The sequence below is a fragment of the Thalassospira sp. ER-Se-21-Dark genome (assembly GCF_017922435.1).
Lineage (GTDB): Bacteria > Pseudomonadota > Alphaproteobacteria > Rhodospirillales > Thalassospiraceae > Thalassospira.
On the sequence record NZ_VDEZ01000002.1, the window covers coordinates 149,941 to 169,936 of the forward strand.

19 protein-coding genes are annotated in these 19,996 nt (G+C 55.4%); 11 read left to right on the forward strand and 8 right to left on the reverse strand.

Annotated features, from left to right (window positions below; genetic code table 11):
- Positions 1–134 precede the first annotated feature (134 nt).
- Both FHI25_RS08365 and FHI25_RS08370 read right to left on the reverse strand, forming a co-directional pair.
- Positions 135–1,484 carry a sigma-54 dependent transcriptional regulator gene (locus tag FHI25_RS08365; protein ID WP_210516747.1) on the reverse strand — a complete coding sequence of 450 codons (1,350 nt, stop codon included), beginning with the start codon at positions 1,482–1,484 and terminating at the stop codon, positions 135–137.
- A 47-nt stretch (positions 1,485–1,531) separates the two neighbouring features.
- Entirely contained in the window at positions 1,532–3,484 is a 1,953-nt protein-coding gene (locus FHI25_RS08370; protein ID WP_246879012.1) for an ATP-binding protein, read from the reverse strand.
- A gap of 302 nt (positions 3,485–3,786) precedes the next feature.
- Here FHI25_RS08370 and FHI25_RS08375 point away from each other — a divergent pair, with 302 nt between their 5' ends.
- Together FHI25_RS08375 and FHI25_RS08380 are read left to right on the forward strand one after the other, a co-directional pair.
- Positions 3,787–4,776, forward strand: a complete 990-nt coding sequence (locus tag FHI25_RS08375; protein ID WP_210516751.1) for a mitochondrial fission ELM1 family protein — start codon at positions 3,787–3,789, stop codon at positions 4,774–4,776.
- A gap of 82 nt (positions 4,777–4,858) precedes the next feature.
- Entirely contained in the window at positions 4,859–5,809 is a 951-nt protein-coding gene (locus FHI25_RS08380; protein WP_210516753.1) for a DMT family transporter, read from the forward strand.
- 54 nt (positions 5,810–5,863) lie between these two features.
- On the opposite strand, the gene hemN is transcribed toward FHI25_RS08380, so the two are convergent.
- The 4 genes from hemN to FHI25_RS08400 all read right to left on the reverse strand — a co-directional run bounded on the left by hemN (position 5,864) and on the right by FHI25_RS08400 (position 8,977).
- Entirely contained in the window at positions 5,864–7,219 is a 1,356-nt protein-coding gene (gene hemN, locus FHI25_RS08385; protein WP_210516756.1) for an oxygen-independent coproporphyrinogen III oxidase, read from the reverse strand.
- A gap of 69 nt (positions 7,220–7,288) precedes the next feature.
- Positions 7,289–7,645: a DUF3088 domain-containing protein gene (locus tag FHI25_RS08390; RefSeq protein ID WP_064790101.1), complete on the reverse strand. Its 357-nt coding sequence runs from the start codon at positions 7,643–7,645 to the stop codon at positions 7,289–7,291.
- Positions 7,646–7,705: 60 nt separating this feature from the next.
- The gene (locus FHI25_RS08395; protein WP_210516758.1) at positions 7,706–8,134 is read right to left on the reverse strand and encodes an HIT family protein; all 429 of its coding nucleotides are present in this window, start codon (positions 8,132–8,134) and stop codon (positions 7,706–7,708) included.
- Positions 8,135–8,287: 153 nt separating this feature from the next.
- A complete protein-coding gene (locus FHI25_RS08400; protein ID WP_210516760.1) occupies positions 8,288–8,977 on the reverse strand; it encodes an NAD(P)H-dependent oxidoreductase in 690 nt (229 codons plus the stop codon).
- A gap of 123 nt (positions 8,978–9,100) precedes the next feature.
- Here FHI25_RS08400 and gcvA point away from each other — a divergent pair, with 123 nt between their 5' ends.
- The 3 genes from gcvA (at position 9,101) to otnI (ending at position 12,276) form a co-directional block, all read left to right on the forward strand.
- Positions 9,101–10,009 (forward strand): transcriptional regulator GcvA, encoded by a 909-nt coding sequence (gene gcvA / locus FHI25_RS08405; protein WP_210516762.1) that lies wholly within the window; start codon positions 9,101–9,103, stop codon positions 10,007–10,009.
- 136 nt (positions 10,010–10,145) lie between these two features.
- Positions 10,146–11,405 carry an NAD(P)/FAD-dependent oxidoreductase gene (locus FHI25_RS08410; protein ID WP_210516764.1) on the forward strand — a complete coding sequence of 420 codons (1,260 nt, stop codon included), beginning with the start codon at positions 10,146–10,148 and terminating at the stop codon, positions 11,403–11,405.
- A gap of 79 nt (positions 11,406–11,484) precedes the next feature.
- On the forward strand, positions 11,485–12,276 hold the full coding sequence (gene otnI, locus FHI25_RS08415) for a 2-oxo-tetronate isomerase (RefSeq protein ID WP_210516766.1): 792 nt from the start codon (positions 11,485–11,487) through the stop codon (positions 12,274–12,276).
- Positions 12,277–12,286: 10 nt separating this feature from the next.
- Here otnI and FHI25_RS08420 read toward each other — a convergent pair whose 3' ends face one another.
- Positions 12,287–13,549, reverse strand: coding sequence for a glycerate kinase (locus FHI25_RS08420; protein WP_210516768.1), 1,263 nt, complete (start codon positions 13,547–13,549; stop codon positions 12,287–12,289).
- A 44-nt stretch (positions 13,550–13,593) separates the two neighbouring features.
- Entirely contained in the window at positions 13,594–14,343 is a 750-nt protein-coding gene (locus FHI25_RS08425) for a FadR/GntR family transcriptional regulator (protein ID WP_064780615.1), read from the reverse strand.
- A 294-nt stretch (positions 14,344–14,637) separates the two neighbouring features.
- Here FHI25_RS08425 and FHI25_RS08430 point away from each other — a divergent pair, with 294 nt between their 5' ends.
- The 6 genes from FHI25_RS08430 to FHI25_RS08455 all read left to right on the forward strand — a co-directional run bounded on the left by FHI25_RS08430 (position 14,638) and on the right by FHI25_RS08455 (position 19,963).
- Entirely contained in the window at positions 14,638–15,438 is an 801-nt protein-coding gene (locus tag FHI25_RS08430; RefSeq protein WP_064790113.1) for an N-formylglutamate amidohydrolase, read from the forward strand.
- Position 15,439: 1 nt separating this feature from the next.
- Entirely contained in the window at positions 15,440–16,609 is a 1,170-nt protein-coding gene (locus FHI25_RS08435) for a carboxylate-amine ligase (RefSeq protein WP_210516770.1), read from the forward strand.
- 112 nt (positions 16,610–16,721) lie between these two features.
- A complete protein-coding gene (locus FHI25_RS08440; protein ID WP_007090950.1) occupies positions 16,722–16,967 on the forward strand; it encodes a DUF2312 domain-containing protein in 246 nt (81 codons plus the stop codon).
- 78 nt (positions 16,968–17,045) lie between these two features.
- The gene (locus FHI25_RS08445) at positions 17,046–17,492 is read left to right on the forward strand and encodes an MmcB family DNA repair protein (RefSeq protein ID WP_064780616.1); all 447 of its coding nucleotides are present in this window, start codon (positions 17,046–17,048) and stop codon (positions 17,490–17,492) included.
- Between the two features lie 296 nt (positions 17,493–17,788).
- Positions 17,789–18,226 carry a hypothetical protein gene (locus tag FHI25_RS08450; RefSeq protein WP_210516772.1) on the forward strand — a complete coding sequence of 146 codons (438 nt, stop codon included), beginning with the start codon at positions 17,789–17,791 and terminating at the stop codon, positions 18,224–18,226.
- Positions 18,227–18,262: 36 nt separating this feature from the next.
- Positions 18,263–19,963 (forward strand): HAMP domain-containing methyl-accepting chemotaxis protein, encoded by a 1,701-nt coding sequence (locus FHI25_RS08455; RefSeq protein ID WP_210516775.1) that lies wholly within the window; start codon positions 18,263–18,265, stop codon positions 19,961–19,963.
- Positions 19,964–19,996: the final 33 nt, after the last annotated feature.

A 19,996-nucleotide genomic window follows, 5' to 3' on the forward strand; every position in this document is an offset into this window, starting at 1 on the left:
AGCTATTTCGTGCGTGAAGGCGCACACGTATTTCGCGGCAGTGTGCGGAACGCCGCACACGATGCCGGGCGCGGATTTGACGGGGCGAGACAATAAAAAAAGCCCGTCTAACTGACGGGCTCCTGATCGATTGATTAGCGCGGGCGTCGGAATTCGGCCGGGACAATGTTGTATTTGGTCAGCTTGTCGTAAAACGTCTTGCGCGGCACGCCAAGCGCACTGACCGTGGCCGTAACATTGCCGCCATGTTCGCGCAGGGCTTCGGTAATCAGGCTTTTTTCAAATGCCTCGACTTGCTGGGGCAGGGGGACGGCATAATTGTCTTCGCCATCCTCGTTGTTTGTCAGGGGATCAAGACCAAGAACACGGCGTTCGGCGGCATTGCGGAGCTCGCGCACATTGCCCGGCCAGTCATAGGCATTGAACCGTGCCAGTTCCGCCGCACTCAAGGCGGTGACGGTACGCTCAAACCGCTTGGCAGCGTCACGGGTGAAATATTCAAACAACAGCGCGATGTCATCCTTGCGATCACGAAGTGGCGGGATATGCAGTTGCACGACATTCAGGCGATAATAAAGATCTTCGCGAAACGCACCACGTGCCGAGGCCGACCGAAGATCGACCTTGGTTGCAGCAATAACCCGCAAGTCGATCGGCAGGACCCGGTTTGATCCAAGCCGTTCAACCGCGCGTTCTTGCAAAACCCGCAGCAATTTGATTTGCAGCGCAAGCGGCATGCTTTCGATCTCATCAAGGAACAGTGTGCCCTTGTCAGCAAATTCGAACTTGCCGATGCGTTTGTGATCGGCCCCGGTAAAGGCGCCGGCTTCGTGGCCAAACAGTTCTGATTCAATCAGATGTTCGGGCATGCCGCCGCAATTCACCGCCACAAACGGGCCGGGGCGCCCCGACATTTCATGCAGATTTCGTGCGATTACTTCCTTGCCCGATCCGGTTTCGCCGTTGATCAGGACATGGGCGTTGGTGGCCGCGACATTGCCGATGAGGGTGCGCAGCTTTTCCATCGCCGGATTACGACCAATGAAGTCCGATGCGTTTTTGGAATGGCGCGCGAGTTCGATCTTGAGTGTGCGGTTCTCAAGCACAAGGGCGCGGTGGCTCATCGCGCGGCGGGTAATGTCGATGAACAGATCCGGGGCATATGGCTTTTCGATAAAATCAAATGCCCCGTCATGCATGGCCTGAACGGCGGTTGCGACATCACCATGCCCGGTGACCAGAATTACCGGCATTTCCGGATCGATCTTTTTGATCTCTGTCAGCAGATCAAGGCCGTCCATTTTCGGCATGCGAATGTCGGAAATCACAATGCCCGGCCAGCCTTTTTTCAGGCGTTCAACCGCAGACGCGGCGTCCGAGAACACCTCGACAGGGATGTCGGCAAGCTCCAGCGTTTGGTGTGCGGCTTCACGCACATCTTCGTCATCGTCAACAAACAGAACGCATTCGGCACTGGTTGGCACTGGCTTATCCTTTGACCCGATAACAGGATCAGAGGACAATTTGCGTGTCAGCCCTGATCGTGATGGTTTGCAAGGTATGTGCGGGTTTCTGAGGGTGTTTTAGCAGCCGTGAAGGCGGGCGTCGAGATGCTGTTTTTCGGTTCCGTATCGCCGGGGCCATCATAGCGGAGCTCGACAATGAAAGAAGCGCCGCCTTGCGGGCGGTTTTCCGCACGGAGCGTTCCGCCAAAGCTTCGAATGATGCCATAACAGATTGAAAGGCCAAGCCCCAGGCCATCACCAAACGGTTTGGTGGTAAAGAAGGGATCAAAAAGCTTGGGCAGGTTGTCTGGCAAAATGCCATGCCCGTTGTCATTAACCTTCACAATCACACGGTCTTCGCCGCCGGTGATCGCGATATCAATTTCGGGGTTGGCCATATTCTGGCAGGCATCCGCCGCGTTATTGATGAGATTGGTAAAGACCTGGGTCAGCTGATTGGCCTCGGCAATGACGTGTTTGACATCGCCGTGCTGTTGCAGGGTAATGTTTTCGACGCCCGCACGTCCGCTTTCAATCGCAAGATCAATTGCCATCTGCATCTGGGCCGGGACATCGACCGGATGATTATCCTGTTCCGGGCGGCGCGAAAATGTTTTGAGGTTGCCGGTAATGCGCCCCATACGATCGGTCAGTTCTGAAATCCGTTGCAGGTTGCGGTTTGCCGTTTCCTTATTGTCGCGTGCGATGAACTTCATCGCGTTTTCCGCATAGTTCCGAATGGCGGTCAGGGGCTGGTTGATTTCATGGGCGATCCCGGCGGACATCTGACCAAGGGCGGCAAGCTTGCTGGTTTGGACCAGTTCGGCCTGGGCTGTGCGAAGCGCGTCTTCGGTACGGGATCGCTCGGTAATTTCCTCTGCCAGGCGCTGGTTGGTGTTCATAAGATCGGTCGTGCGCAGGCGAACCTGACGTTCCAGTTCGCGTTGCGACCAGTCGCGGATTTCAAGCTGTTCAAGCATCGCGCGCCGGCGTTGCAGGATGATGAAAATCAGACCGGTCAGAATGATATGCGCAGCCCCGCCCATTGCACCCGCACTGATCACGGATCGATCCAGCACGGATTTATCGGTCAAAAGAAACATCCGCCAGCCCTGCTTGGGAAGTGTGCTAGCCGTGACCAGATAGGTTGTCTTGTCTGGCGTGGTCTGGCGCGTTTGCGGTTTGCCGGTTGCTTGTTCGTTGGCGGTTCGTGCCTCGTCTTCGCTGGCAACCGGGCCGAGGCTGAGAATTGCCGGGTTATCGTCAACCGGCCATGCCCCATCCAGCAACGGCATGGGTTCAAGCGGATAGTCACCATATTTGCGCGACGCGATCAGGCGGGGACGGTCATTGTTACCGAGCCCGGCAAGGTCGCGAAACCGCCAATCGAGGTTGGATGAAATGATAACGACGCCGTTCTGATCGGTGACCAGAACGCTTTCGCTGCCGCGCGCCCAACGTTGCACAAGGGTTTCAAGGTGGGTCTTGACCACCACGGCCCCAGCAAAACGCGTCCCGTCCGGGCGCACCGGGTGGGAGATATAATAACCCGGTACGTTCGAGGTAATCCCGAAGGCAAAGTAATGACCGGTCAGGCCGCTTTTGGCCTGCTGGAAATAGGGGCGGAAGGAAAAGTTGCGCCCGATAAAGGACGCATCGCTGTTCCAGTTGCTGGCAGCCAGGGTGTCGCCATTTTGATCCATGAAATAGATGTCTGAGGCGCCGCTGTCGGCGGCCAGTTTTTCAAGGTAAATGTTGACGGCCTTGGCGATCACCGGATCGGCATGAATTGCAAGATCGATGATGCGTTTATCCGATGCCAGCGTAATGGGCAGATATTCGTGTTCCTTGATCGCGCCCTGAAGGTTGGATCGATACAGTTCAAGCTTGTTGCGCCCATCTTCCGTGATGTCGATCAGCTTTGCCTCATGCCAGAACGCCGTGACCAACCACACGGTTACCGGCAGCAGTGCAAGCAAACCGCATAATACGATCCGGGATATTCTTTTGATTGAAACCGAAGAGTTCAGCATTCTGTCCACGTTGGCGTTGGTCTTTGATCGACCCCTTCTTAAGGGTGGGAAGTCTTCCCTTAAAGGTGGGGCGTCGGGATTAGATTACAAAAAGATTTCAAAGCCCAGCGCAAATTTTACCGATGTTTCTCATGCTTGATAATCGTTGGATCAGGCTGTACCTATCAGGAAAGCATCCGCGGGATTTTCAGACCATATTTATGCACGGTTGATCAAGCCCGAACAAACCTGTCAGGAAAGTTCCCTGCATGAACGACGAAGACACACACCTGATCTGGGTTCTGGCCGATGACCGGACCGGCAATGTCAATCAGTGTTTGGGGGTTGCCGAGGCATTGGCACAGCCTTTCAAGCGCATTGATATCGGGTTTACGAAATTTGTGCGTCTTCCGAACTTTATCCGCCGAACCAGTCTGATCGGGATTGATGAGGCATCGCGCAGGCGACTGGTGGCGCCCTGGCCGGATCTTGTCATCTGTTGCGGGCGGCGTTCTGCACCCGTGGCACGCTGGATCAAAAAGCAAAGTCGCGGCCATACTCGCATTTGCATCATCATGCGACCGGATGGCTTCGAAAGTGCCTTTGACCTGATTGCCGTGCCGGCACATGACCGTTCTGTCATTCGTGAAAATATCGTCGAAATTCCGGGTGCGCCGCACCGTGTGACCGAAAGCAGGCTTTTGATCGAGGCCGACAAATGGCGCCCACATTTCAAAGGCCTTCCGGAGCCAAAGTTCGCCCTGATCATTGGCGGAAGTACCAAGCGCACGACCTTTACAAAGGAAATGGCAGAACAACTGATCGATAAGGCGGTTGAGGCTGCAAGTGCGGTCAACGGGTCTTTGCTTGTCACCACCAGCCGCCGTACGGGTGTGGAAAACGAAGCCCTGATTGCAGAGCGGTTGGCGACATCTGGCGTGCCTTATCACCTGCATGACTGGACATCCCAGGCCGAAAACCCGTATTTCGGCTATCTCGCGCTTGCCGATGTGAAGATCGTGACAAGTGATTCCGTTTCGATGTGCTGCGAGGCGGCGGCGGCACCGGGTGGTGTCTATATCTTTGATCCCGATGGTCTGGCCAACAAGCGGCACAAGCGCCTGCATCAAAGCCTTTATGAAGGCGGCTACGCCCGACCGCTTTTGCCCGACACCGAACTGGTGCCATTCAAGCATCCGTCCTTGCAGCCAGCCCGCATGGTTGCACAGCGCTGTCTGGAGCTTTTGGGGGCTCCCTGACCTGAAAGGTCGATAACACCTTGTTTTGTTGTGGTGTATCGGGTCTATTCGCCGGGCACCACCACCAAGGAATATCGCCCCGATGTCTTCGTCCCCGACCGATCCCACCGCTGTGCGTGCGTTAAACGCACCGCAATTGTTTCCACGCCACATTGCGGTTGCGATTTTGGCTGCTGTTGCCTGCTTTTTTGCGGCAAACCATGTTGCCGCACGTCTGACATTTGAAAACGGGACTGGGCTGCTTCTGGCTGTTTTATGCCGCTCGGCTGTTGCGCTTTCGATCCTGATTGCGATTGTCTATTTCAAACGTCATTCCATTCGTTTGCCGCGTGGTCTGGTGCGCTGGCAATTGGTGCTTGGCCTGATGATCACGATCCAGAGCCTGTGTCTTTATTCCGCAGTTGCCCGTGTGCCGGTCGCCCTGGCGTTGCTGACGGCCAATACGTTTCCGATCATTCTTGCGTTGCTGACATGGGGGCTTGGCGGTCCACGCCCGACGTTGCGCGCAGCAGGTTTGATGTTGTTTATCCTGTCGGGCCTTGTGCTGGCGCTTGATCTTCCGGGTATTCTCGGCGGCGGGGCAGAGGTGACATCAAGCTGGTGGCTGGGTATCGGCTTTGCGCTGATGGCAGCGACCGTTCTTTCGGTGGCCTTCTGGGTGACCGATCACAAGCTTGCCGGGATCAGCGGGCCGGTGCGCTCGATGTTTACCATGCTGGTTGTTTTTGTTTCGATGATCATTGCCGGGATCGGCGATGTTGTGCCGGGTGGCATGGGGCTTCCGAATGCCACGCCCGGATGGATGGGGCTTTTGGCCTTGATGCTGCTTTATGGCGGGGCGTTCGCGGTTCTGTTCATCAATGTGCCGCGTCTTGATATGGCGCGCAATGCGCCAGTAATGAATATGGAGCCAATCGCGACATTGCTGTTTGGCTGGATCATTCTGGGGCAGATGATCAGCCCGATCCAGATGTTGGGCGGTCTGGTCGTGGTCAGCGGTATTGTCATTCTGACCCTGCGCAAAGGGGCCTGATAAGATAAAAAAAGGGAGCCATTTAGGCTCCCTTCTTGCTGCGCGGTTGTCTTATCAAACGGCTTGTGAATGACGCCCGTGCGCGTGGTTAAGATAGGTATCAAATGCGGCACAAACGGCGCGGACCAGCGGACGGCCCAACTCGCTCAGTTTGATGTAATTCCCTTGAACTTCGACAATGCCATCCCGGGTCATTGCCTTGATGCGTTCAAGCTCCGGCGCGAAGCGATCAGCCGAAATGCCGTGGCTGGCGCAAACCGGGTCAAGGTCGACGGCAAGATTGCACATCAACTCATTAATGATGTCGCGGCGCAATTTGTCCTCATTGGTCAGGGCAACACCCTTTTCAATGGCGCATTTGCCACCTTCGACCGCGCGCTGCCAGCGGGCCAGCGCCGGGTCATTTTGCGCATAACCCTGCGGCAGGGACGAAATCGCAGACGGGCCAAACCCGATCAGGGCTTCTGCCCGGTCGGTGGTGTAGCCCTGAAAGTTCCGGTGAAGCAGGCCGTCAGACAGGGCGCGCGCCATGCTGTCGGCCTGATGGGCGAAGTGATCAAGGCCGATGGCAACAAAGCCATGCTTGGCAAGGCGGTTCTGGATTTCCTCATACTGTGCCCAGCGTTCCCCGGTATCTGGCAGGGCCTCGGTCGGGATAAGCTGTTGATGCTTTTTCATCCATGGCACATGGGCATAGCCAAAGACCGACAGGCGATCGGGGCAAAGCTCCACAGTCTGATCAACCGTTTCGCGCAGTGAGTCGACGGTCTGAAACGGCAGGCCATACATCAGATCGACATTGATGCCGGCAATCCCGTGCGAGCGCAATTTGGCAATCACATCACGGACAAGCTGCATGCTTTGAATGCGGTTAACCGCTGTCTGGACCTGTTGGTTGAAATCCTGAATGCCGATACTGGCACGGTTAAAGCCGCATTCGACCATGGATTCCATGAAATCATCGGTCGCGGTGCGCGGATCCATTTCAATGGCAATTTCGGCATCATCAAGGATATCAAGGCGAGAACGAATTGCGGCCATGATGGCGCGCAGATCGTCGGCCTTGAGGATGGTCGGGCTGCCGCCGCCAAAGTGAATGTGCGACACCGTGAATTTCTGATCTGTGGGCAGTTTGCCAAGGGTGCCTTCGATCTCTGTCAGAAGGGCTGTGACATAGCCATTCACCGGTTTGTAAGTTTTGGTGATCTTGGTGTTGCAGCCGCAGAACCAGCACATTTCCTCGCAATAGGGGACATGCAGATAAAGCGAAAGCGGCTGTGCGGGATCAAGATCGCCAAGCCAGCCTTCAAACACCTCGCCATTCACATCGGCATGGAAATGCGGCGCGGTCGGATAGCTGGTATAGCGCGGCAGTCGCAGGTCGTATTTTTCGTAAAGGGCAAGCTGCATGACGGACATCCCGATAATTCGTTCTGTCCGTCTTTTGCATTATTCCAAACTTGCCTTCCTTGATATGCGTCAAGGGTGGGGCACAGGGAAGCCGTGTCGTTCGCTCAAAGCCAGCAAAATGTTGTCCTTGCCATCAATGAAGGCATGACCATTTGCGGTGCCGGTTTGAAGCGATGATGTATCGCCGGATTTCAGGATCATTACCGGAAGTGATTGATGATCTTCGCCCAAAAGCGCAATCACATCATGCCGGGGACGGGGCCAATTGATATGACGAATATCGAGTCCGGCAAGCAAGTCCGGGAAAGATCCCAAAACCCCATCAATCAACGCACAATGCCAGCAGTAAAAGCGTTGGTTTGGCCATGCAGGATCTTCAAAGTCGGGTTTGAGCAGGAATATCGTATCGCGTTCCAGATCCGGCATGGGGTGTGGCCTTTTTGATGGTGGCGTCTTATTACGCCGTAGCGATATTACTGACGGCCTTCAAAGATGCTTGAAGGCCGATATCAGATCGGCACGAAGGGCGGCCAGACGGTCACGACCTTCGTCTTCGTCATAGGGTTTGGCGGTGCCAACACCCCAAACCGGGCCCGGCCATGCGTCATCGTCCTTGAAGCGGCCGATGACGTGGCAATGAAGCTGCGGCACCATATTGCCAAGCATCGCGACATTGGTTTTGAAGGCATCAAAGCGACGCTTGATGACGCTTGAAACCGCCGCGACTTCGTCACCAAGGGTTTTGCGGTCCTCCGCACTCAGGTCGTCGTAATCGACAAGGTCGGGGCGTCTGGGCACCAGAATGAGCCAAGGATAACGTGCATCATTCATCAAAAGCACATGCGATAACGGCCCGTCGGTGACAAGGGTGGTATCGGCGGCAAGCTGGGGATGAAGGGTGAATGCGTTATTCATGGTCAGTCCTTGTTATCGTGATAGCCCGATCAATGACCCTGCTTATAACCTGCCGTGCTTTCTCTGTCTTGGTCTGTGGTGTGAAATCCGTCAGATAGCTGTGCGGGTATGTGCGAAAATTGGCGGGAAGGTCGGGCCCTCCCGCCAGGGAAGTCATGCGACCTTTACATCGCGATGTTTGGCAAGAAGCTGATCAACAAGACCGATGACTTCTTGTTCGGCTGCGTGAATGGAGGCATCGGTTCGTTCGTCGGCAAATTCGTCATATTCAATGGCCGCACCAAACTGATCAGTGATGCCGATATATTGCAGCGGGGTAAACAGCCCGCCTTCGACAAAGTTCAGGTGCGCAATACGACCATCGGGCCCATAGCCATAGTCGCCACGTGATGACAGGGCGACAATCGATTTGTTGCCGGTCACCATTGGCCAATAGGGAATGTCGCCACGCGTACGGTCAAAGCCGAATGTCCGGCCAACGCGGACAATGTTATCGACCCAGGCCTTCATCTGTGACGGCATGCCGAAATTATACATTGGTACCCCGGCAACGATGATGTCGGTGGCAAGCAGTTCGTCGACCAGTTGATCGCTTTCGCGCAAGGTGTGACGCATCCATTCTTCGCGGTCTTCGGGTTTGGTGAATGCTGCATGAACCCAATCTCCGGTCACCGGGCTTGGCGGATTTGCGCCGACATCGCGATAGATGATTTCGGTTTCCGGTCGCTTGGCCAGCCAGTGTTCGATGAACTTGGCCGTCAAGCGGCGGCTGTGCGAACCATGTTGTTTCTGATCGGACCTGCCGGGCCGGGCGCTGCTGTCGATATGAAGAATTCTGGTCATCATGTTCTCCATGTGATGAAAATGGTTCATCTGTGTTTTGGTTTGATGACCAAGGATTGACGGAATTTCATTCACACGGCAAAATCGAATTCCTCAGCCAACAGATGAGTTGAATTCATTCATATGTCGTTGCCTCCGCTTGCGACGCTGCGCGCCTTTGAAGCCGCAGCACGCCATCAAAGTTTCAAGAATGCCGCATCCGAGCTTGGCGTCACGCCGACCGCGATCAGCCATCAAGTGCGCCTTCTTGAAGGCACGCTGGGTGTCCGGTTGTTTGACCGCAAGCCACGGCAGGTTGTTCTGACCGATGTCGGGCAGGAGTTGTATCCGGTTTTGCGTGATGGCTTTGCCGCCTTTGCCAAGGCAGTTGATCGGGTGCGGAACCGCCCGGTATCGCGCAGCATGACGGTTTCGGTCATTCCATCCTTTGCGGCAAAATGGCTGTTGCCACGCCTGTCTGGGTTTCAGGCAGAATACCCCGATATCAACTTGCGACTTCACACCTCGCCAGAGGCCGTCGACCTTGCCCGTGGTGTGGCGGATGCTGCCATTCGATATGGTGTCGGACCCTATCCGGGACTGGTTGCACACACGATGTTTCGTGAACAGTTCGTGCCACTTTCCAGTCCGGCACTGGGCCTGAAAAAGCCGGAAGACTTGCGCAATGCGACCTTACTGCATTTTGACTGGTTACGCCCCGATGATGCGACTCCGACATGGCAAAGATGGGGGCAGGTGGCAGGCGCTGCCGATCACTTGCCGTCCGCCGGGATCAGTTTTTCTGATGACAGTCACGCCATTCAGGCGGCGATTGCAGGCCAAGGCGTTGTTTTGGCCAGTCCGGTGATGGCACGCGCAGAAATTGATGCAGGATTGCTGGTGATGCCATTTGGCCCGGAAATCAAAGGTCATTGTTATCACTATGTGCATACCGGCCGGGGCGATAACCTCCGCGAAGTTGAAGCATTCGGTGCCTGGATTAAAAGCGAGGTTTCCGCTTCGGTCCCGGTTACCGATCAGTCCAGTGATTGACGATTGACCGTGTGGATGGAACGCATTGGGATGTTTCGCGTTCTGTTTAGAGGCAGTTAATCGACGCCCTTTTGCGACATGCGTAACAACGGTGTTTTCGCATAAGGTTTGTCAGCACAGCAGGAGCACAAAACTCATGTCAGAACGCAAACGGGTCGTTGTTGTTGGAGCCGGTTTTGCTGGTATGAGTGTCGCCAAAAAACTGGCGGGCAAAGATGTCGACGTCGTTTTGATCGACAAGCGCAATCATCACCTGTTTCAGCCCTTGCTCTATCAGGTGGCAACAGCCGATCTCTCGCCAGCGGAAATCGCCTGGCCGGTCCGCAGCATTTTCAGCCGGTCTGCAAATGTTTCTGTTTTTATGGGGGAAGTGACCGGCATTGACCTTGACGGCAAACGGATCATCGGCGGTGATCGGGAATTGGGATATGACTTTCTCGTTCTCGCGACCGGGGCGGTGACCTCCTACTTTGGCAAAAATCACTGGGCGCGGTCGGCGCCGGGATTGAAAAACATCTCCGAGGCCACCGATATCCGAAAAAGGCTTTTGCTTGCGTTCGAGCGCGCTGAAAACAGCGAGGACGAGGCAGAAAAACGCAAACTGTTGAATTTCGTCGTGGTTGGCGGCGGGCCGACGGGTGTTGAAATGGCAGGCGCGATTGCAGAGCTCGCCAAGCAGGCCCTTTCCCATGATTTCCGCCGTATCGACCCGCGCGATGCCAATATCATCTTGGCAGAAGGCGGACCGAAGCTTCTGGCAGCCTTTCCGGATGATTTATCGGACTATACCCAAAAGTCGCTTGAGACGATGGGTGTCGATGTCCGTCTGGGGCAGCAAGTTTCCGATATTACAGTGGAAGGTGCCAAGATTGGCGATGATTTCATCCCCAGTGCGAATGTCATCTGGGCCGCGGGCGTCGAGGTGCCCGACCTTAAGGACTGGACGGAAAAGCCAGTTGATCGTGGCGGGCGGGTTATTGTCGAAAGCGATCTGTCTTTGCCGGGGTATGACAATGTCTTTGTCATTGGCGATGCGGCGCATGTGAAGTGGGGCAACGATCAGACCGTTCCGGGTATTGCCCCTGCGGCCAAGCAGCAAGGCAAATATGTTGCCGGTCGTATCCTTGATGTTTTGAAAGGACAAAGCACGCCGCCGTTCAAATACAGCCATGCAGGCAACCTTGCGACCATTGGTCGCCACCGTGCTGTGATTGATCTGAACGGGTTCAAGATCAAGGGCTGGCTGGCTTGGTGGATATGGGGCTTGGCCCATATTTACTTCCTGATTGGCATTCGGGCCCCCGCACTTGTGATGGTGCAGTGGGTCTGGAGTTACCTGTTCCGTAAAAAGGGCGCGCGATTGATCACAGGTTCTGACGTGCAATCAAAACCGTGAGGTTAACCGAATATCGTTGACCTCATTGTGTGGATGCGAAACCATCGACGCGTTTTCAGCAACTCCCATCAGGTGACCCATGCCCCGCTTTGCCGCCAACCTTTCGTTTCTGTTTGCCGACTTGCCGTTTGAAAAACGGTTCGCCGCGGCGGCAGATGCCGGCTTTGTCGGAGTGGAATATATCGGCGCCTATGACATGCCGTTATCGACCGTCAAATCGCTTTTGAATGACAACGGTCTGGAACAGGTTTTGTTTAACCTGCCCGCCGGTAACTGGGAGGCGGGTGACCGCGGTCTAGCCTGTCGTCCCGGGCGGGAGGAAGCTTTTCGCGACTCTGTCGTGCAGGCGCTTGATTACGCGGCGGCAACCGATTGCAAGATGCTCCATTGCATGGCGGGGCTGATGGGCAAGGGTGAAGATCCCGGCGAACTTGCACGGCTTTATTGCGACAATCTGCTTTATGCTGCGGACCTTGCCGATCAGGCCGGCGTCGATATCCTGATCGAGCCGATCAATCCGCTCGATATGCCGGGCTATCTGCTTAATTCCATCGAACAGGCGGCCGTGATCCTTGAACAGCTTGATCACCCGCGCCTGAAACTGCAGTTCGATATTTATCATGCCCAGATTGTTGGCGGGAACATCGCCGCAAGATTGGACAAGCATATCGACAGCATCGCCCATGTGCAGGTCGCGGGAGCGCCGGGACGGCATGAACCCGACAGCGGGGAACTGAATTACCCCTTCCTGTTCTATATGCTGGATCGCATTGGCTATGAAGGTTGGATCGGCTGCGAATACAAGCCGCACGGCAAGACCGAAGACGGGCTTGGCTGGGTCCGGCCATGGATGCCAAAACCCGGCGCCTGATCCCCCGGATTTATTCGATCAGGATGGCACGAAAATCATTCACATTGGTCAGGGTCGGGCCGGTTACCAGAAGATCATCGATCTTGGCAAACGCGCTATAGGCATCGTTGTTGGCCAGATATTCGCGAAGGTCGATACCGGCCTTCTGGGCGGTTTGCCAACTTTTGGCGTCAATGATTGCCCCGGCGTTGTCCTCGCTGCCATCAATGCCATCGGTATCAATTGCCAGTGCCGTGAAACCCGGCTGATCACGAAGTTGCAGCAAAAGTGACAGCAAGAACTCGCTATTGCGACCACCGCGGCCACCCTTGCCGCGCACGGTGACGGTCGTTTCACCGCCCGACAGCAGGACACAGGGCTTTGTCGCCGGTTGGCCATGATTGGCAACCTGATGGGCGATCCCGGCGTGAACGATGGCGACTTCGCGTGCCTCACCCTCGATGGCATCACCAAGGATGACGGCATTAAGCCCCATATCACGTGCAACCGATGCTGCGGCCTCGAGGCTATCCTGCGGGCGGGCCAGCATGATGGTTTCATGGCCGTCAAAGCAGGGATCATCGGGTTTGATTGTCTCGTCCTCTGCACTTTGCAGAAGGTCCTTGGCGGCTTGCGGGATATCGATCTGATAATGTCGGATGATATCAAGTGCATCCTGTCCGGTCGTCGGATCAGACACCGTCGGCCCGGATGCAATGATCGCCGGATCATCACCCGGCACATCAGATACAAGATAGGTCACCATGCGCGCCGGTGCCGATGCCTTGGCCAGCCGGCCACCCTTGATGGCGGACAGGTGTTTGCGCACGCAGTTCATTTCCGAGATCGTCGCACCGCTGCGCAAAAGCGCCTTGCTGATGGCCTGTTTGTCTTCAAGGGTCAAACCCGGACCGGGCAGGGCCAGAAGGGCTGAACCACCCCCGGAAATCATGCAGACCACCAGATCATCAGGGCCGGCTTCAGAAACAATATCAAGGATGCGTTTGGCCGCCTTTTCACCCGCAGCATCGGGGACCGGGTGGGATGCCTCGACAATTTCGATCTGATCGCATTCAACCGCATGGCCATAGCGGGTCACAACCAGACCTTCGACGTTACCTTTCCAGGCTTTCTCGAACGCACGCGCCATATTGGCCGATGCCTTGCCCGCACCAATGACGATGGTTTTGCCCTTTGGCGGTTCGGGCAGATTGCGCGGGATCTGAACCCCGGGGTCGGCGGCCTTTAGCGCCGCATCCATCAAAGCCAGAAGTTTTTCGCGCGAAGTCGTCATATCGGGTTTCCCTGATTGGATTGTGTCCGGTTTGGTCCGGGTTTTTAGGTCGCCTGCTTGTCAGATGCGGTCTTGAAGAAATCGATCACGGCCTGAAGATGGTTGGACATCGCCTTTTCGGCGGCGTCCGGGTCGTGGGCCGCGATGGCTTCGATAATGTCGCGGTGATGTTCCTGCACCATGCGATCAAAGGTCGGACCGACCATGCCATTGAAGCGGATTTCATTGAGTGCTGCCTGCAACACATCATGCAGCATTTTCATCACGTGATAGTAGATGATCGACCCCGTCGCCCGCCCGATCATCATGTGCAGGCGGTGGTCATCGTCCGCGCGATATTTGGCGGCCCGCCGTGGGTCATGGGCCTGACGATAGGCCATGCGCAGAAGTTTGATATCCTCGTCACTGGCGTTGATCGCAGCCCGCCGTGCGGCCCACGTTTCAAGTGTGCAGCGAATTTCCTGAAGATCGCGCAGATTACTGATCGAATCGCGCACCAGATCGGTCATTGCAGTGTCCATGTCGATCCCGGTGGATGACAGGATTTCCGTGCCGCCACCCTGAACCGCGCGCAAGTACCCGCGGGTCTTAAGCTTTTGCAGGGCGGCGCGCACCGACACGCGGCTGACCGACATGCTTTCGGCAAGCTGGCGTTCGCCGGGCAGGCGATCACCGGGCAGAAAAATGCCATCCGAGATTTTTTCAAGAATTTGATCGGCAACCTGATCCGCAATCCTTTTAGGACGCCTGGTTTCCGCGTCGTCTTGTGCCTGAAGCGTCTTGGCAGACGGCATGTTGGGTTGTCTCCAATCGTGTTTTTCTCCGCCAATGCAGCGATGTCGACATTGGTTTGCGCAATGGTCATACCAGTTTACGGGATGTTTGGCGGCGACGCAAAGTGTCGATATGCACCACTCGCGCTTATTGCAGTGCAATCTTGTTTCGGTAGGGATAAATTGATAGTTCAACATGGGATGAGTGGCGTATCCGCCCCACTTTCACTGGCGCTTCGGCGGCAGTGATACCGAGGGATGCCGCCATCGGACCTTGCAGATACCCAAAGACCACCAGATTTCAGGAGAACTCGCGTGCCGAACCAAGCCGGGACCCTTTTGGGCCATGATGATCCCGCCCCGTTTGAGGTATTGAACGAAAACGGCAAGGGTCATTCGCTTTTTGTCTGTGACCACGCGTCCCGGGAAATCCCCAAAAGCCTTGGCACGCTTGGCCTGCCTGAGGAAGAGCGCAAACGCCATATCGGTTGGGATATCGGTGCGCGCAAGGTGACCGAAATTCTGGTCGAACGGTTTGATTGCCGCGCAGTTTTGGGCGGATTTTCCCGCCTTGTCATTGATTGCAATCGCCAGCTTTGGGATCCGACCGGGATGCCGGAAATCGCCGATCAGACCGTGGTGCCGGGCAACAAGAACGTCTCGCCCAGCGAACATATGCAGCGCATCCGCGAGATTTTCCTGCCTTATCACTGGGCGATCGAAGAGCAGATTGCCAATTTCCACGCCCATAAAATTGCCCCGGCGCTGATCGCCATTCACAGTTTTACACCCGTGTTTCAGGGCTTTGAACGCCCGTGGGAAATCGGTGTTTTGTGGGATCAGGATGATCGCATTCCGGTGCCGTTGCTTGAGACTCTTCGGGCGCAAAACCCGGATTTGACCATCGGCGATAACGAACCTTATTCCGGGCGTCATTTGGCCGATTACACGATTGACCATCACGGCGAGGCGGCTGGTCTTCCCTGTGTGTCGATTGAAATCCGTCAGGATCTGATTGATACTGATGCGGGATGTGAAAAATGGGCAAAAATCCTTGGCGATGCCTTTGCCGACATCCTTGCGGATCCGAACCTATACAAGATCAGGAGAGACTGATTTGGCAGGGGCCAACGCGCGCGAGCCGGGATTTTCCATCGGCATAGAAGAAGAATTCTGGCTCGTGGATCGTGAAACCCGCGATCTTGCCAAAGACCCGCCTGCCGAATTCCTGAAGGACGCCAAGGCAAAGCTTGGCGATCAGGTTTCAAGCGAGTTCATGCGCTGTCAGGTCGAAACCGGAAGCAAGGTTTGCAACAGCGCACTTGAGGCGCGCGAGCAGCTTATTGAAATGCGCAGCACGCTTTCCGAGGTGGCGGCGAAATACGATATTGCGCTGCTGGCGGCATCGACCCATCCCTTTGCCCAATGGGACGATCAGAAGCATACCGATGGCGAACGGTACAACACCATCGCGCGCGATCTGCGCACGGTGGTCGACCGTTTGCTGATTTGCGGCATGCATGTCCATGTCGGGATCGAGGATGACGATCTGCGCATCGAACTGATGGCGCAGGCGAGCTATTTTTTGCCCCATCTTCTTGCACTCACCACCAGCTCGCCGTTCTGGCGCGGCAAGGAAACCGGACTTCAGACATTTCGTTTGTCTGTGTTCGATAACCTGCCGCGCACCGGCCTTCCGGAAGTATTTGGCTCGTGGGCAGAATATCGCCGCCATGTCGATATGCTGATCAATGCCGGTGTGATCGAGGATGGTACAAAGCTTTGGTGGGATTTGCGGCCCTCTGATCGTTGGCCGACGCTTGAAATGCGGATCGCCGATGTTTGTACCGATCTGGAAGACGCGGTCTGTGTTGCATCGATTACGCGATGCCTGATGCGGATGCTGTATCGTTTGAGGCGCAACAATCAACGTTGGCGGATTTATGCCAACATGCTGGTGCGTGAAAACCGCTGGCGGGCATGCCGTTACGGCAGCGATCCGGGTGAAAAGGCTGGGCTGATCGACTTTGGCCGGGGTGAAATCGTGCCCTACGCAGATCTGCTTGAAGAAATCTTGGAGCTGATCCGACCCGACGCCGAATTCTTTGGTTGTGTTGATGAAGTCGAACATGCGCGCACCATCATAAAACGCGGCACCAGTGCGCGCAGACAGCGCGAAATATATGACGCAGCAATCGAACTCGGCGCCTCGCCAAAGGACGCATTGATCGCGGTTGCTGATGTGCTGATTGAACGGACGTATCCCAACGCAAGATCGGACACCTAACGGGCTTGTCAGCGAACGGTGCATTGAGTATCGTCGCGCCGAAACGGGTTTGGGCCCTTTGAATTCCGCGCATCGGATATCCGCTGTGCAATCCATCATCGGAGAAGAATTGATGACCGAAGTCGGTGGTATCGCAGCCGATCAGCTTGCGAGTTATGTCGAGCGTATCGAACGTCTTGAAGAAGAAAAAGCCAACCTGATGGCTGACATCAAGGAAGTCTATGGCGAAGCCAAGGCGCTTGGCTATGACGTGAAAATCCTGCGCCAGATTATTCGTCTGCGCAAAATGGAAGACCACGAGCGCACCGAACAGGAAGAAATCCTGGAAGTCTACAAACGTGCGCTGGGTATGAGCTGACACCATCCTGTCAGCAGACCTGCCGAGATTACCAAAAGCCCGCTTTCAAGCGGGCTTTTGCTTTTGTAATCTTGGCACATGACAACCGCATCCCGCCCCGAAATCACCGCCGAGGTCACCGAAGGTGTCTGTCGGCTGTTATATCATCATGAAATGGCCTGCCTGACGGAGCTTCGTCTGGGCAATGGGCGCAGGCTTGATGTGCTGGCGCTTGGCCCCAAAGGGGAGCTTTGGGCGGTCGAGGTCAAGTCATCGGTCGAGGATTTCCGTGTCGACCAAAAATGGCAAAGCTATCTGGATTATTGTGACCGGTTCTTTTTTGCAGTTCCGATGCACTTTCCCAAGGATCTGATTCCTGATGATGTCGGGCTGATCGTTGCCGACCGGTTCGAGGCTGCGATCATCCGTGCAAGTGCGGAAAAAAAGCTTTCTGCAGCGCGTCGAAAAAAGCTCCTGATCTCCTTCGGACAGACCGCAGCAGGGCGAGTAAACAAGTTTTCTTCAAAGGAAAATGTATTGGGATAGGCTCTCGAAAGGATAGTTTCCTGTTATTATTTCATATTTATGAATGTGCTTAAGCTATTGATATTTAATTAAAAATATAGATTTCAACTTTAGATATACACCTGAATAGCATCAAAACGTATAGGTTTAGGTGTGACGAAGCGCACTGGTCTAAGGGTTGTGTTTGTGCGATGCAATATAAGCATTGCGAGAACGTTTGGGCCAGACTGAGCAGTTTTCGATTTCTGTCTTTGACCTTTGTGTCGACTGGCCCGTGTTGGGTGTAATACCCGGTTCCTTCATCGGGGGACGACGACATGGCGGAAAAGAAACGTGCGATCGCTTTGGCTGGTGGTGGACCAGCAGTTGGTTTGCGCATCGGCGCCTTAAAAAGGGTGCGCTTGAACCCCGATTTCGACGAGGTGTGGGGCAGTCGCATCCTTGACATCAAACAGATCCGCCAACCCGAAAATCTTTATGACGCGCTGAACGATCAGGTGATGCTGTTTGCGGCAACCACCAGCGAAGATGACGTCAAGCTCTTCACTTGCAAGGTCGCCGAAAGCGGGCGCGATATCCGGGGCATCGAAATCCCGGTTGAAGCCAACATCAGCTACGACTGGACGTGGGAAAACCTCGATCAAAGCATCGAGGACGGCAATCGCGCGGCCAACAGTGTTCTTTCTGCATATCGAAATACCACCGGCGACGTGACTGTTGCCAAACTTCTGGCGGCAAGTAACGACGCCGCCTGATGTCATCTGTGAATGTCAATTTTGGATATCCAAAGAATGAAGACTTTTGCGAATCTGAATATCGGGACCAAACTTTCCATTTTGCCGGTGATTGCGGTTATTGCGATCATCGCTGTCAGCCTGATTGGCGGGCGGGCCATCATGTCACTTTCTGATGGTCTGGAATTCGCTGTCAGCAAGGCATATCCCGAGGTCAAGGATATTGGCGAGATTGATCGCAATGTGACCCGGGTGCACCAGACCCTTTATCGCATGCTGTCCTGGTCTGCCGCCGGTGTTGAAGGCGACCGGATGGAAGCCGTTTCCCAGGATCTTGAAACCCAGATCGAAGAAGCGCGTCAGTCCTTTGTGACGTTGCTTGAAAACGAAAGTCTCCCGGAATCCGGTCGCCAGATGTCAGTTGATGCGCAGGAACGCTTTGACGGCTATCTTGGCAAGGTCAATCAGGTCCTTGGCATGCTCGACATCGACTATACCGGGGCGCTGAGCTTTTCCTGGTCGGCACAGTCCGACTATGAAGCACTGATGGACATTCTTTCCAAGCTGCGCGGAACCGCAGAGCTCAGAATGGACAGTGCAAGCGGTGCGGCCATGGCGGTTGGCAGTTCTGCACAGGATCAGACAATTATCGCGGCTGTGTCGGCATCGATCGCCATGGCAGTGATCAGTTTTGTCATCGCAAGCCTGATCGGGGCGCCGGTCAAGAAGCTGACGCATGTGATGCGCGAAATTGCCGAAGGCAAAACCGACATATCGGTTCCCTATACCGTCCGCAAGGATGAGATGGGCAAGATGGCTGATGCGGTTGAGGTGTTCCGCCAGAACGCCGAAAGCCTTGAAGCCGCCGAAGAACAGCGCCTGCAGGATGAAGCCCGCGCGGTCGAGGAAAAACGCCAGATCATGCAGGAACTGGCGCGCGATATTGAAACGTCGGTACAGGGCACAGCAACAGCGGTCAGTGCCGCGATCGAGGAGATCGGCGCATCCGCATCGGCCCTTCTCGACAATGCCGAACGCACCGACCATCAGAGCGAGAACGCCTTTGATGCATCCGGCAAATCCAGCCACAACATGGGCGAGATCGCCCAGGCGGCGTCCGGCCTGGCTTCGGCGATTGCCAATATCAGCGAGGAAATCCAGAAAAGTAGCCGACAGGCACAGGAAGCCAGCGAACAGGCCCGCGACGCGGATGAGAAAATCCGCCGTCTTGAAGAAGCCAGCATCCGTATCGAGGATGTCGCTGCCCTGATTGGCAATATTGCCGAACAGACCAACCTTCTGGCCCTTAATGCCACGATTGAATCGGCCCGTGCCGGTGAGGCCGGCAAAGGGTTCGCCGTTGTTGCCAACGAGGTCAAAAACCTTGCGAGCCAGACGGCGAAATCGACCGAAGAAATTGCATCTGAAATTGCCAATGTCCGTGCCGAAACCGGGCAGGCGGTCGAGGCGATCCGAACGATTGTCGAAAGCGTTCAGGGTATCAACGAAATTCTGAGACTGACGGCTGAATCTGTCATGGAGCAAGGCAATGCGACAGGCCAGATCAGCACCAGTATCACCGAGGCTGCCGGTTATGCGGAAACCGTGTCAGGCGGCATTGGTGATGTGCGCGACATTGCCCGGGCGACCCGTGATTCTGCGGGAAGTGTGGGCGAGGCAACCGCTGAGCTTAGCCGCGAAATGGCAGGGCTAAGCAGTTCGGTTGATGGTCTTGTTGCACGGCTGCGCGCCGTCTGACGGACCTTTGTGTTCATTTGTTTCAACCAATCA